This is a genomic window from Kurthia sibirica, from assembly GCF_003143975.1.
Lineage (GTDB): Bacteria > Bacillota > Bacilli > Bacillales_A > Planococcaceae > Kurthia > Kurthia sibirica.
The window spans coordinates 22,519-37,403 of the sequence record NZ_QFVR01000010.1 but is presented as its reverse complement, the minus strand read 5'-3'; the positions used below and the strand labels follow the sequence as shown (position 1 = coordinate 37,403).

13 protein-coding genes are annotated in these 14,885 nt (G+C 37.0%); 1 reads left to right on the top strand and 12 read right to left on the bottom strand.

Annotation, left to right across the window (positions count from 1 at the left end):
* Positions 1–34: 34 nt before the first annotated feature.
* Both DEX24_RS09030 and DEX24_RS09025 read right to left on the bottom strand, forming a co-directional pair.
* Positions 35–961, bottom strand: a complete 927-nt coding sequence (locus tag DEX24_RS09030) for a diacylglycerol kinase (RefSeq protein WP_109306103.1) — start codon at positions 959–961, stop codon at positions 35–37.
* Positions 962–1,091: 130 nt separating this feature from the next.
* Positions 1,092–1,652: a thioredoxin family protein gene (locus DEX24_RS09025; protein ID WP_109306102.1), complete on the bottom strand. Its 561-nt coding sequence runs from the start codon at positions 1,650–1,652 to the stop codon at positions 1,092–1,094.
* A 122-nt stretch (positions 1,653–1,774) separates the two neighbouring features.
* On the opposite strand from DEX24_RS09025, the gene DEX24_RS09020 reads away from it, so the two are divergent.
* Entirely contained in the window at positions 1,775–2,938 is a 1,164-nt protein-coding gene (locus DEX24_RS09020) for an MFS transporter (protein ID WP_307725576.1), read from the top strand.
* 124 nt (positions 2,939–3,062) lie between these two features.
* Here the strand turns inward: DEX24_RS09020 and dltD are convergent, their stop codons facing one another.
* From dltD to ligA, 10 genes are all read right to left on the bottom strand, one after another.
* Positions 3,063–4,241: a D-alanyl-lipoteichoic acid biosynthesis protein DltD gene (dltD, locus tag DEX24_RS09015; protein WP_109306100.1), complete on the bottom strand. Its 1,179-nt coding sequence runs from the start codon at positions 4,239–4,241 to the stop codon at positions 3,063–3,065.
* Positions 4,238–4,471 (bottom strand): D-alanine--poly(phosphoribitol) ligase subunit DltC, encoded by a 234-nt coding sequence (gene dltC, locus DEX24_RS09010; protein ID WP_109306099.1) that lies wholly within the window; start codon positions 4,469–4,471, stop codon positions 4,238–4,240. The genes dltD and dltC overlap by 4 nt, the downstream gene beginning before the upstream one ends.
* 18 nt (positions 4,472–4,489) lie before the next feature.
* The gene (gene dltB, locus DEX24_RS09005; protein WP_109306098.1) at positions 4,490–5,674 is read right to left on the bottom strand and encodes a D-alanyl-lipoteichoic acid biosynthesis protein DltB; all 1,185 of its coding nucleotides are present in this window, start codon (positions 5,672–5,674) and stop codon (positions 4,490–4,492) included.
* Positions 5,671–6,993 carry a D-alanine--poly(phosphoribitol) ligase subunit DltA gene (dltA, locus tag DEX24_RS09000; protein WP_249033884.1) on the bottom strand — a complete coding sequence of 441 codons (1,323 nt, stop codon included), beginning with the start codon at positions 6,991–6,993 and terminating at the stop codon, positions 5,671–5,673. Before dltA ends, dltB begins: the two co-directional genes overlap by 4 nt.
* 193 nt (positions 6,994–7,186) lie before the next feature.
* The gene (locus DEX24_RS08995; RefSeq protein WP_109306097.1) at positions 7,187–7,324 is read right to left on the bottom strand and encodes a teichoic acid D-Ala incorporation-associated protein DltX; all 138 of its coding nucleotides are present in this window, start codon (positions 7,322–7,324) and stop codon (positions 7,187–7,189) included.
* Between the two features lie 224 nt (positions 7,325–7,548).
* Positions 7,549–8,976: an Asp-tRNA(Asn)/Glu-tRNA(Gln) amidotransferase subunit GatB gene (gatB, locus tag DEX24_RS08990; RefSeq protein ID WP_109306096.1), complete on the bottom strand. Its 1,428-nt coding sequence runs from the start codon at positions 8,974–8,976 to the stop codon at positions 7,549–7,551.
* Between the two features lies 1 nt (position 8,977).
* The gene (gene gatA / locus DEX24_RS08985; protein WP_109306095.1) at positions 8,978–10,441 is read right to left on the bottom strand and encodes an Asp-tRNA(Asn)/Glu-tRNA(Gln) amidotransferase subunit GatA; all 1,464 of its coding nucleotides are present in this window, start codon (positions 10,439–10,441) and stop codon (positions 8,978–8,980) included.
* A gap of 24 nt (positions 10,442–10,465) precedes the next feature.
* Positions 10,466–10,759: an Asp-tRNA(Asn)/Glu-tRNA(Gln) amidotransferase subunit GatC gene (gene gatC / locus DEX24_RS08980; protein WP_109306094.1), complete on the bottom strand. Its 294-nt coding sequence runs from the start codon at positions 10,757–10,759 to the stop codon at positions 10,466–10,468.
* 634 nt (positions 10,760–11,393) lie between these two features.
* The gene (locus tag DEX24_RS08975; protein ID WP_109306093.1) at positions 11,394–12,533 is read right to left on the bottom strand and encodes a CamS family sex pheromone protein; all 1,140 of its coding nucleotides are present in this window, start codon (positions 12,531–12,533) and stop codon (positions 11,394–11,396) included.
* Between the two features lie 335 nt (positions 12,534–12,868).
* Positions 12,869–14,872 carry an NAD-dependent DNA ligase LigA gene (gene ligA / locus DEX24_RS08970; RefSeq protein ID WP_109306092.1) on the bottom strand — a complete coding sequence of 668 codons (2,004 nt, stop codon included), beginning with the start codon at positions 14,870–14,872 and terminating at the stop codon, positions 12,869–12,871.
* Positions 14,873–14,885: the final 13 nt, after the last annotated feature.

The following is a 14,885-nucleotide window of genomic DNA, read 5'->3' as shown; positions in this document are numbered from 1 at the left end:
AAATCATAAAAAAGACAAAAAAAAACTGCTTGAATTACTCAAGCAGTTCCTGAATTCTATCTTCTTCTCTAATATCTTCAAGCGGTACAAATAGTTCAATATGGCGTTTTAAGTTTTTAAATGTTGCCGGTGCATCGCCACCATATTCTCCATCTAAATTCAATTGAATTTTATCATCTGAATAGACTTTAACTTCTTTTGCTTTAGCATAAATAACATGGGGATCTTTTAAATGCTCGCCTCTAACTGCTAATGTAATAAGTTTAATAAAATCTGCTATATTACATTTTTTTAAGATAAATACTGAAAATAAGCCATCGTTAATACTGGCATCTGGTGCAAGTTTTTCAAAGCCGCCTACTGAGTTTGTTAGGCCGATCAAAAACATCATCGCTTCATCTTCAAATACCTCGCCATCATACTCAATATGCATTTTCGTAGGTTTGATTGATGGTAACATTTCAATGCCTTTTAAGTAATAAGCTAACTGACCAATGACGGTTTTAAGTTTACTTGGGACCTCATACGTCAACTCTGTAATACGGCCACCACCTGCGATATTAATAAAGTATCGATCATTAGACATTCCTACATCCACTGGTAATGAGTCACCTTGCAATATAATATCAACTGCTTTGTTGATATCCCTAGGTATTCTCACGGCTCTAGCGAAGTCATTCGTCGTACCCATTGGTATCAATCCGATTTTCGGGCGGTTTTCAAACTCACTCACGCCGGCGACAACTTCATTTAGTGTGCCATCTCCACCAACTGCGATAATCATATCGAAATTGCGGTTTACTGCATCTCTAGCAGCGATGGTCGCATCTCCTTCAGCCGTTGTTGCATGACAAGAAGTTTCGAAACCAGCAATCTCAAATCTTTCTAATACTTCAGGTAGCCTTTTTTTGAATGCTTCACGGCCTGAAGTTGGATTATAAATGATTCGTGCTCTTTTCATATGTTTACCTTCCTACTTCTCAATATTTCCCCTGTTACATATAACGCTTTAATTTCCATTTGGTTCCAAAAGATACGCTAAAATTACAACAACTTATTGTAGCCCATCAGACCCTTTATTGCAAAATATACTAGCGAATTGCTGCGAGTAATGCTTCTTTTTGATTGGCATATACCCAATTCCAAAACTGCTCATTGGATGCATTTTCTTCACCTATCGCCATATACATTTCCTTTTGTGCTTCATCAAAATCTGGCGCATCTTTTTCAGGTAATAATTCTCTCATTTTCATAACATAGGCCTGTAGTTCAGGCGCGCGTGGCCCCCATTGACCAATCACTTCACCCGCATCTGATAAGAAAATATAGATGGGAATTGCACGTCCACCATTTGTTAAATAAGCATCGATCAGATCGAGATTTTGGTCGCGTAATACGGTACGAACGTCTAAATTAGCCGCTTCCGCAATTTTGCGTAAAATTGCATTATTAATCATGGCATCGCCACACCAGTCTTCCGTAATGACGAGGATTTTTGGGTTTTTTTCTTGTAGTAGTTGCATGAATTCTTCATCTGTTGGTAGATCAAAACCATTAAATACTCTATACGAGTTATCCTTGAGCATTGTCATTTGATCCATATATTCAGCAAGTGGTACACCTTGTACAAAATAATCCAATTCTGTTTGCATGTCCATTCCCCCTCTAATAATCTTTCTATATTGTAACAAATAACCGCTTTAATAACTATTTCGATATGTTTCTACTCTTTCTATTGCCAAAATAATCGTGTACACTAAATCAGACTGATTTTCTGGAAGGATTTGATCATATTCAAAAAACATTATTAAAAAGCTATAATTTTATGTTCTTCGGTTTATTGGCGTTATTCATACCATTTCTACCTGTCTATATGACCGCACAAGGACTCAATGAATCTGAGGTTGGTATCATCATTGGTGCAGGTGGTTTCATCACCATCATTGCCCAACCATTTTTCGGTATGATTAGCGACCGCTTCAAAACTGTACGTAAAGTGATTCTTTTACTCATACTACTCACAACAATTGGTGGTTTTGCACTTTATCAATTGTCCTCATTTACCATGATCATCGTCTTGACACTTGTTGTTTACGCTTTTTTAATGCCCTTAGATCCTCTGACGGAGTCTTTGAGCTTCACTTCATCCGAAGTATTAAAAATCAGCTATGGCTCTGTAAGAACATATGGTGCATTAGGCTTTGCAATTATGTCTCTTATTGTTGGTTATACAATGGACTGGTTTGGTATGTCGAGTATTTCTTATTTATTTGCCATTCTAGGTACAGTTGGCTTTATCATTGTCTTCTTTTTACGAGATGTTCCAACAACCGTCGTACCCATTTCTAAAGCTGGCTTAAAAAAATTGCTCTTCGATAAAGAAATGATTTTATTTTTAATTTTAATTTTCATCTCATCGATTCCTGCCCGCATGAATGATACTTTTTTAGGTATACATATCGGATCCTTGAACGGTGATACAAAATTAGTCGGTATTGCCTTCTTTATATCAGCAGCAACAGAAATTCTTATTTTCGCTTTGAGTTTTCTCTGGTTGAAAAAGGGACGTGAGTTACAGTTAATCACAATTGCCATTTTCTTTTATGCTATTCGCTTCCTACTTTCGGGTATTGTCGAAAGTCCCTATGCTCTAATTGCCGTTCAAGTATTACAAATGGTGACCTTTCCTATCTTTTATACTGCCGCTATCCAGTATTTGTATCAGATTGTACCAGCCGAATGGCGCGCTACAGGTCAAACAATTCTAGCACTGCTATTTTTCGGAATATCTGGTATTATTTCATCAGCGCTTGGTGGTTATATTTACACTATTTTTGGCGGCCATATTTTTTACTATATGCTGAGCATCATTTCTACTATTGCCTTTCTCTATGGCGTTGCACTCGTTATTCGTCAACACCGTAAATCACTTGCATAAGTATTGCAACTTCCCTTAATGAACAAAGCCCAATCCTTTTTAGTACAGGATTGGGCTTTTATATTGTGCTATTTATTCCGATTACATATACTCATCTACTCAACAGTTGTAGAAAAAAGTATGATTAATCATGTTTATAAAAATCATCCATGGTTTGGTCTAGGTAAACCCAGCCCTTCCAACCAATATGCAATGTATCTGTTAAGAAATACGGGTCATCCTCATGATTGGTATAATCCACATAGGCATGACCAGATTTTTCTAAAACCATATCCATTTTTTCATAGTAGGCATCACGACGATCCTTATCAAAACCAGCATAGTCATACCACTTACCATTTAATGGGATAGATACGAATAAAGGCTTCGCTCCTGCATCTTTAAAGGCATCCATCACAAGTTGAAGATCCTCATATTCAGGGGATTCTGTATATTCTTCTTCTGATTTATAGTCCTTTAATAGAGCCAGTTTTGGTTTTATTTTTTTATTATAGTAGTGAGAAGAAATACCGTAATCATTATTGACACGCTCACTACCATATTGTTCTGACGCTTTAATTTGCTCAGCAAATGTACGGTCTTCCACTAGTTCCGGCTGTGCTTTCAAATCTCCTTTGAAATCACCTACAAATAATGAATAATAAATATCCTTTTTATGTTGTAGTTGACGGGTGAATGAACCGACAAATTTTGCTGCTCTTCCTAAAATTTTGCGCTCTTTATGATCGGATAATTCGTACTCATACATCGTTCTTAAAATGTGATCTCGTTGTACTGTATCAAATTGCAATAAACGCTCCATCCCGCGTTTTCTTAACGATCGATCCATCGTTTTATTGAAAGCTAAATCATATGATTGCAACATCGAATAGTTAGGCGAAAAATGAAATTCATCCAAGCCCTCTTTCACAAACCATTGAGGTGAAATAATGAATACTACCTTTTTACCACGTAAATCTTTTCCTTGCTCAGCGATATTCATAAAATGAGTCAAGCTTTGAGTACCGCCACGCCCAACTAAGTATGTGTCATATGGCGTATCGGCTGCCTTCGTATAATTATATGGGTGGAATGGGTCAAAGCGTACTAATTCAGATGAGCCAAATATTGGCATCATATTATCCCCTTTTAGCATACGCGATTGCATATAGGCACCTTGATAAACGAGTGGATTCATCTCCGTTTTAGCGAGTTCAACTCGGTCATCTGAAATCCATTTTTCTATTATTTTATTCGGAAAGAATAAAAATACGAGAAAGAGTACTACCGCAATGAACAGCGGTATGAACGTTATTTTCTTCATGCAAGCTCAGCAAGCTTCTCTGCAATATTATTTGGTGTATTCCATTCTTCACGATTGAACACAGTAATCGGTACATTAATACCTAATTGATCTTCGAATTCTACTAATAGGTTAATCGTACCAAAAGAATCCAATAAACCTTCTTCAAATAAATCAATGTCGTGCTCCTCTAATACAACATCATCTTCACAAATGTCAGCTAATATAGCAAATACTTTTTCTTTATTCATAATAAAATCTCCCTTTAATTAAAATAGTGTACCTGAGAAAATATAAAAACCAAAACATACTACATGGAATGTAATGATAATTCCCAGTGCATGTGTCCATTTATTATCTTTCCAGATTTTTTTCTTTTTATTCCATCGTTCGAATTTATCGAAGCAAATGATGAGTAGTGCATGGTACAGTCCATAGACAACAAAATGAAGTTCGAGACCATGCCATATTCCCATCAAGAAGAATAACAAGAAATAACCAATATATGAAACGACAAAACGATTTTTAATCCACTTCTTCTTAGTCATCCAAAAAACGAAGCGCATATAAACATAATCACGGAACCAAAAGGACAAACTCATATGCCAACGGTTCCAGAAATCTTTAATATTTCGACTGATAAACGGTAAATTAAAGTTCTGAGGTGTTTTAACACCCATAATATAGCTGACACCAATGGCGAAACAACTATAGCCGGCGAAATCAAAGAATAAATGTAAACTGTAGACATACATATACATTAAATGACCTTCAAAGAAATTTAAATTACCGAATGTACGATCTGGTAAATACATTAATACTTTATTGTAGAGCAAAAAGGCAACGATAAACTTATAGAAAAAACCTAAGAAAATGCTATTAATACCTTTGTATAACATCTCACGATAAGCGTCCTTCGTTGGAATCGTTTTAAAATCCTTATCAAATCGCTTCCACCGATCGATAGGACCTGATGACACTGTCGGGAAAAACAAGAGGAAATAAATAAGTTCTGAAATGGCAATGTTTTCTTTTTTCATCATGCCATCGCGTGTTTCCATAATAATTTGAACCGCTTTGAACGTAATATAGGATACCCCTAAAAAGCCAAATACATGCAAGTCAAAAAATGGTAGCACTTTTACAAGCACTAATGGTAAAATCCCCAAAATTACGGCAAGGACAAAAATAGATGCTGTATTTTTAGTCATACGATATTTATGATAGCACTTAATCAAGAGTACTTGGAATACTGTAAACAGAGTAATAGAGATGAACGATTTCCAATTGATTGAAAAATCACCCATTCTAACACCAAAGATTAGCGCAAGAATAATAACCGAAATAAACATATTATATTTTTTCGATGAACGTCCTACTAACCCTAATATAACGGATGGTATTAATAAAATACCGATAATATAAAAGAAGGTAAAGTCACTATACGGAATCATAAATCTGTTTCAACCGCCAATCTTTTTCGATCAATCTTACCATTAATATTTAATGGCATCGCTGCTAAATACGTGAATTTTTTAGGCACCATATAACTTGGAATGGATTGTAACAATAACGCTTTTAAATGTTTTGTCATTTTGAATGGTTTGTCTACCAATTCATCGTGCAAGACAATCATAGCCGTCAGTGACACAACTTCTTCATCCTTTTTAATAGGTAATACAGCACAACTTGCCACTTCTTTTAAGGCTTCGATTTTTTTCTCAATCTCTTCAATTTCCATGCGATAACCATGTAATTTTACTTGGAAATCTGAGCGTCCTGCATAAAAAATATAACCATCCTTCAAATAACCAAGGTCACCGGCTTTATAGATACGCTCACCATCAAAATCTTTAAATACTTCTTCACTCTGCTCAGTGGCATATAAGTAGCCTTCAGAGCTAACTGTATCGCCAAAGATCACCAACTCACCTTTTTGCCCATCTTCTACTGATTGAAGCGTATCATTTAATACTTTCAATTTTGACGATGATGCTTTTGCGATTGGTAATTGTTCGTACTTAGTTAATAGTTCAGTCGTTACTTCCACCGCAGTGACAGCCACTGTTGTTTCCGTTGGACCGTATAAGTTAAAGACTTTCGCCTGTGGGAATCGAATTAATAATTCTTTTGCTACACTGTTTGGTAATACCTCTCCACAAAATAAAAACGTTTGTAAATTTGGCATCATTTGTTCATTCCACTCGGGATTCATTAAACAAATTTTTGCAAATGAAGGCGTCGTCGTCCAAACAGCGATTTTTGATTGCTGTAATTCTTCAAAAAGACTAGCGGCATGTTCAATCTGTTTTTTTGTTAGCGCATGAAGCTCATTACCTAAAGCTAAAGCTGGGTAAAGGTCCATCACTGATAAGTCGAAGGAGTATGGTGCTTGATTTAAAAAGACACCATTTGGAAGAGAGCATTCTTCCCCTAGCCAATCAACAAAGTGAGATAAATTTGCATGTGAAATTTGAACGCCCTTTGGTTTTCCAGTGCTACCGGAAGTATAGATAATATAAAAAACTTGATCTTCCTCGATCCATGTAGCCGTGTCGTCCTCTGCGTGTTCACCTTTTTGTCGCATTTCTTCTACTGTGTGGTGCGGCGTAGCTACTTGTAAATCCAAGTGCTCTGTAGAAAGTAGTAGTGAAGATTTCGATGCTTCCAAAATATGCAATACGCGTTCATTTGGAATCGAAATATCAAGCGGAATGTAAGGATGACCAGCTTTTGTCGCTCCTAAAAAGGCAACGATTTGCTGTGGTGACATATGTCCGTAAATCGCAATGGGACTATTTTTTTGAGATTGCTCGCACGGATTGCGGCTGCTACCTCATTTGATTGTTGCCAGAGATCGCCATAGGAAATAACTTCCCCTTCAGATCTGTATGCTATTTTCTCTGGACTTGCTGCCGCGATAGTAGCGATTTGCTGCAGCATATTCATACGTAACACTTCCTTTCTTAAAACTCAGCATAAATAAATGGACCTGCATTCATATCATGGAAACCATAAATTAATACGAGCAATACTAAAATACTAAAATAAAATAAAGTTCTACTGATGAAACCTAATGTACTATTTTCTTTCATTTTCATCATTTTACTTGCTCCTTCCAACATATTACTATTAACGTGTTTAGCTTATAAAAAGTTTCACTGCCATTAAAACTATATCATTTATTACGACAATATAAAGTTTATATTACAATGATACAAAAAAACAGGGTGAAATGGTCTATAAAATTGGACGAAGAGTACCAAAATAGGAAAACCGCTCATAATCGACCTTCATCGACTATAAGCGGTTTAATTTCACGCAAAATTTAGCGTTTGTTTATTTCCTCAATTAGCAACTTATTAACCATTTGTGGGTTAGCTTGACCACGTGATGCTTTCATAATTTGACCAACTAAGAAACCAATCGCACGATCTTTACCATTTTTGAAATCTTCAATCGATTGCGCATTTGCATCTAAAACATCTGTTACCATCTTCAATAAAGCACCTTCGTCAGAAATTTGCACTAAGCCTTTTTCTTTGACGATTTTTTCTGCCTCGCCACCATTTTCAACTAACTCTTTGAAAACTTTTTTAGCGATTTTAGAAGAGATTGTGCCAGCAGTAATCAATTTCACCATTCCAGCTAAGCCTTTTGGTGTTAATTCAGTTTGCTCTAATTCTTTTTGTTCAGCATTTAAATAGGCACTTACTTCACCCATTAACCAGTTTGAAGCAAGTTTTGCATCTGCACCTTCTGCCACAGTAGCTTCAAAGAAATCTGCCATTGTTTTAGATAATGTTAAGACATGTGCATCATATGCTGGTAGACCAAATTCAGCTACATATCGTACTTTACGTGCATCTGGTAATTCAGGAATTAGTGATTTTTCACGTTCTAACCACTCATCAGAAATTACGATATTCACTAAATCTGGTTCAGGGAAGTAACGATAATCATCTGCACCTTCTTTAATGCGCATTAACAATGTCTTACCCGTTTTTTCATCAAACTTACGTGTTTCTTGTTTGATTTCGCCACCGGCATTTAAAACAGCTGCTTGGCGTTCTTCTTCATACTCAAGACCACGACGTACAAAGTTGAATGAGTTTAAGTTTTTAAGCTCCGCTTTTGTACCAAATTCCTCGCGACCGTATGGACGGATTGAAATATTGGCATCACAACGTAGTGACCCTTCTTCCATACGTACATCTGATACGCCAGTATATTGGATGATTGCTTTGATTTTTTCAAGGTACGCATACGCTTCTTCTGGTGTGCGGATATCTGGTTCAGAAACAATCTCTACTAGCGGTGTTCCTTGACGATTATAATCGACTAATGATGAGTTTTTGCCGTGCGTTAGTTTACCTGCATCTTCTTCCATATGAAGACGCGTAATACCGATTCGTTTTTTCACGCCATCTACTTCAATATCAATCCAACCATTTTCACCAATTGGTTTATCAAATTGTGAAATTTGATACGCTTTTGGATTATCTGGATAAAAATAGTTTTTGCGATCAAACTTAGTATTTTGGTTAATATCCATATTCAATGCAAGAGCTGCACGCATAGCATAGTTTACCACTTCTTTATTGACTACAGGTAATACGCCTGGATAGCCTAAATCGACAACTGACGTATTTGTATTTGGTTCAGCACCAAAATGGTTTGGTGATTGTGAGAAAATTTTAGATTGTGTTTTTAATTCTACATGGACCTCTAAGCCGATGACTGTTTCGAAATTCATATTATTTTACCTCCCAAGTTTGAGGTGTTTTCGTGTGGAAGTCTGTCGCTTTTTCAAACGAATCTGCCACATTGTAAACTGTACCCTCTGCGAAGTAGTTACCGATAATTTGTAAACCGATTGGTAGGTCGCCATCAAAGCCACATGGGATTGAGATCGCTGGTACACCGGCAAGGTTAATCGGAACTGTTAAAATATCATTCGCATATACAGTCATTGGATCTTGTAAGTTTTCGCCTAATTTGAATGCTGGCGTTGGTGTTGTAGGTCCAACAATCACATCATAGTTTGCAAAAACATCATCAAAATCTTTTTTGATTAGCGTACGGACCTGTTGTGCTTTTTTATAATATGCGTCATACGTACCAGCACTTAATGAATAAGTACCCAACATGATACGACGTTTAACCTCATCGCCAAAACCTTGTGCACGTGTTTGTGTATATAACTCCTCTAAATTTGCAACATTTTCAGCACGGAAACCATAGCGGATCCCATCAAAACGCGCAAGGTTAGATGAAGCTTCTGAAGAAGAAAGGATATAGTATGCTGCTAAGGCATATTTAGAATGCGGTAATGATACTTCATCTACAGTTGCACCTAAACCTTTTAGTGTGTCGATTGCTTGTTGTACAGAATTACGTACAGCGTCGCTGACACCTTCAGCTAAATATTCTTTTGGTACAGCGATTTTCAGACCTTTGATATCACCTGTAATAGCATCAACAAAACTTGGTACTTCCACATTTGCTGAAGTTGAATCATGCTCATCAACACCTGAGATTGCTTCAAGGATTAAAGCGTTATCACGTACATTACGAGTGATTGGTCCAATTTGATCTAGAGAAGATGCAAATGCTACCAAGCCAAAACGTGATACACGACCGTATGTAGGTTTCATACCTACTACACCACAATATGCTGCTGGTTGACGGATGGAACCACCTGTATCAGAGCCTAATGTGAATGGTACTTCGCCAGCTGCTACTGCTGCTGCTGAACCACCTGAAGAACCACCTGGTACATGGTTGAAATTCCAAGGGTTGTGAACAGGCTTGATGCTTGAGTTTTCGTTTGCAGAACCCATTGCAAATTCATCCATATTCACTTTCCCTACAGTAATCATGCCAGCTGCACGTAATTTTTGTACAACAGTTGCATCATAAATAGGGTTGAAACCTTCAAGGATTTTTGAAGCACAAGTTGTTTCTAATCCTTCTGTAACGATATTATCTTTCACACCAATTGGTAAACCAAAAAGTGGTCCACGCTCTGAAAATGGAACTTGATCCATTTCAGCTGCTTGTGCAGTTGCTGTTTCTTTATTCAATGCTAAAAATGCGCCTACTTCGCCGTCTAATGCGTCGATGCGAGCAAATGCTTCAGCAGTTAAGTCTGCAATTGATACTTCTTTATTTTTAAGAAGCTCTTGCATTTCTGCTGATGTATGTTTAAACAATGACATCCGATATGCCTCCTTGGTTTGTTCTTAATCGTTCATAATTGGTGGAACTTTTACTAAACCATCTTGTTGTTCTTTTACGTTTTTCATCATTAGATCGCGAGGAAGTCCTTCTGCAGCAACGTCTTCACGTAGTACGTTTACTAGTGGAATAACGTGAGTAGTCGGTTCTACGTTCGTTGTATCTAATTCATTTAATTGAGCTGCAAAATCAGTTATAGCACCTAATTGCTCTGCGAATTTTTCTGCTTCTGCTTCTGTAATCGCTAGACGTGCAAGATTTGCTACGTGTTTTACTTCATCAACTGTAAGTTTTGCCATGTTTTACACCTCCAAATTCGATAACCATACGTACAATAATATCATTTCTGCCCTACTGTAAGCAAGATGCTTTTATGTAGTAAAGCGTTAGAGACCACTTGAAAATAAAGGGTTTTCACAAAATGGTAACTTCCTTTTCTACGCCTCTTCGCTCAAAAAGTGCTTGAAGCCTTCTATAACAACTGTTGATACAGAATAAACAGGATGGTGATCCATGTATTTTATAGTTGTGAGATTTTAACCCTTATTTTTCACATATGGATTCGTTTCTTCATGTTCAACTACGATTGGAGAAAAAGCAACAGGAATTCCTATTGTTTTTAATAGCGTATGATTTATTTCTTTCCTTGTAATTACAACAATCTTGATGAATCGATTACTCGATTTTCACTGTAACACTTGCGTTATAAGTCAACTATGATTCGTTTCGTGAGCCATCATAACAAGAATCAGTCATGCAACCACCTAGTTCACTTCTTACATAAACAACGATCCATTCTTCGTTTTTCAACATTTTTGATACATCCAGATCACTTACGATGTGATTTACATGTACTCCCTATAAATCCTCCTTTACAATAGAACTAAAAAACGCGCAAGAATCATATGATTCTTGCGCGTCGTCTATCCTATATTAATCATTGTATAAGTGTACATATGTTTCCGTATCATTACGTTCTTTGACAACCAACGCTTCCGGTCCATTCACAGATGTAATACTCACTTCTACTTTCATATTTTTCGGAAATTGCTTTAATACTTCACTTGAGACATACTGTGCAAAACCAGTAATTTCAGCTGAACCATAAAATTTAATCGGCATATCTATTTTCAATGTTTCAACAGTATCATCCGTATAGTAACCCGTACCGATAATATTGGCAGAGTTAGCAAAATAATTATCGATATTCGTTTTAAACACAGTAAAATTATCATTTACTTGTCTAAACTCATCCGTTGGATTTTTCATTGGGAAGAGTACAAATTGTTCTTTGATTTTTTTCCAATCTTTAATGCTCGCTTTGCCTTCTCCTGTTTCGCCATATGCAATATATGAACCAGGTACGATTGCGCCGCGTTCTTGTTGTTTAAATAAACCTACCGTAATTGGTACATTTGCTAAGCCGTCAATATCTCGCATACGTTTTACAATTTGATCAGCTATTTTTTGTCCATTTTCTAAAACTTTTGCATCTGGTATAGGTTCTTCAAATGTTGCACCAAATGCTTCTTTTTGATAGTAGTAAATAGAATTAAGCGCTAGACCAATTGAAATACCAGAAAGTTTCACTTTATTTTTCCCTGATTGTGTCAAATAATCTTGTTCAATAATATGAGCTAGATAAACAGGTGCTTTTGTTGCTCGGTCTTTAACCGATAAGCCTTTGTCACTTGGATTCAAACCATCCTCTGTTTGGTTGCTACGCGCAAGCCAACTAGATACGGTATCTTTGTCTAAATATTGGCCCTCTTGAAAGAAATAATCATCTGGACTATACATTTTCCGCGAAATACGCGTCAAACCATTTTCGACTTCTTTCACATCATACTTCGAATAGACATTCGATACGATTAAGCCACGGCTTAAACTTTCTTTATATGGTAAAAGAGTGCGGTAGTACTGTCCATCAATTGTCGTATTCGGAATTATTGTTGTTTCCTCATCATTTTTGTTCGACGACACGACCTCTTTCGTTTCTTTAGAAAGTGGTGATGTACACCCAGCAAGCATGACAGCAGTTAACACTACTGGAATCCAGCGGAGTTTTTTCATTTTAGCAATGGCTCCTTTACTTTGTAAATTTATCGACGAGATGCTGTATGAATGTCTTGAACATCAGAAACTACTTTTAACAGTAATCATTTTATCTTTATAACAATAAATGACGTTATAAATTGTAAAACGTTCGCTTTATTCATGCATTATTTCAATTACTATGACATCTTTATTTATATTATGCACTATTTTTTCTATAGTAACTATGAAAAAAACAAGCAAAATGATTCGCTTCAGTAAATTAATTGTCTCTTACTGTAAAAATACCTATGGATTGTGCACGACCATACGTGTACTTTCCACAGGTAATAGTTCTTCCATCATCTATTTGTCTATTTCAGTTCATTTACGAGACGATTTTCATCCCATACTTCAATGCCTAATTGCTCCGCCTTTGCTAATTTTGAACCTGCTTCTGTACCGGCTATGACAAGATCTGTTTTCTTGCTAACACTCCCCGTTACTTTGCCACCAAGTTCTTCAATTTTCGCCTGTGCTTCTTGACGAGTCAGCTGTTCTAATTTACCTGTCAGAACGATGACTTTACCGCTAAAGGCACTATCGATATCTGCGCTATTCACCTTTTTTCCAGTATACGTCAGATTAACACCGTAACCTTTTAAACGCGCAATTAAATCATGTACCTCGTCATTTTCAAAATACGTAATAATCGAATCGGCCATCTTCTGACCAATCTCATCAATTGCGATTAACTGCTCTTCTGTTGCTGTCATCACCGCATCCATCGTTTCAAAATTCTCAGCTAATAACTTCGCTGCTTTTGCACCTACATGACGAATACCTAAGCCAAATAATAATTTTTCCAGCGAGTTACTTTTAGATGCCTCGATTGCAGCTAATAAATTCGTCACAGATTTTTCACCCATACGTTCGAGTTCTAATAATGTCTCCTTTTGTAAGGCATAAAGATCGGCAACGTCGGCAATTAGTTCTTCACGTAATAATTGTTCCACCACACGCTCTCCTAAACCATCAATATTCATAGCATTACGAGATACGAAATGTGCGACACCTTCAGAAATTTGTGCAAAACACTTTGGATTAATGCAGCGAATAGCCACTTCTCCTTCGATACGAACAAGCTCACTGTCACAAACAGGGCAATTTTTCGGCATTTCAAAAGCGACTATATCCGTTGTACGTTGATCGAATAATACCGATACAACTTCAGGAATAATATCACCCGCTTTTCGAATAATAACCGCATCACCAATACGAATATCTTTTTCGCGAATAATATCCTCATTATGCAAGGTCGCTCTTTGAACAGTCGAACCGGCAACTTGTACAGGCTTCAATATAGCAGTCGGCGTCACAACCCCTGTCCGTCCAACTGTCAAATCGATATCTAATACAACTGTTTCAACTTCTTCAGCAGCAAATTTATAAGCGATGGCCCATCGAGGAGCCTTCGCTGTAAAGCCGAGTTCATCTTGTTGATCATAGCGATCCACCTTGACGACAATGCCGTCTATTTCATATGGCAGCAACTCACGTTTTTCAGTCCATTCTGTAATATACGTTAGGACTTCTTCAATCGAGGGGCAACTACGGCGCTCATGATTTGTTTGGAACCCTAAGCGATCCAAATAGTCCAATGCCTCGCTATGACTTGATAGGTGATAACTTTCACCACTGCCACCAATCGCATACATAAATGTCGATAGATTACGGCTTGCTGCTATTTTCGGGTCTAATTGGCGTAAAGAACCCGCCGCTGCATTGCGTGGGTTGGCAAAAAGTTCTTCTTCTTCCGCTGCTCGTGCTTTATTTAAATTCGTGAAGGAACGTTTTGGCATATAACATTCGCCACGTGCTTCAATTGATACTTCTTCAGTTAGTCTCAATGGAATGGCATGAACGGTACGAAGGTTTTCTGTAATATCTTCTCCGATTGTACCGTTACCACGCGTTGCTCCTCGAACAAATAAACCATTTTCATAAATTAACGATATGGCTAGACCATCTATTTTCAATTCACAGACATAGGAAAACTTATTGCCAACACTACCGCGAACACGTTCATCAAAGCTACGCAAATCTTCTTCATTAAAAGCATTTCCTAAGCTAAGCATTGGGTATTGATGCGTTACTTTTGTAAAACCCTTCAATACTTCGCCACCCACTCTTTGTGTCGGTGAATCCGGATAGATTAATTCTGGATGCTGCTCTTCAATTTGAATTAGCTCATTGAGCATCTGATCGTATTCAGTATCTGTAACGACCGGCTTGTCTAAGACATAATAAGCATGGCCATATTGACGTAGTAATTTATTATACTGCGCTACTTTTTCTTGTAATTCTTTATTTGCCATGATGTTCCTCCAT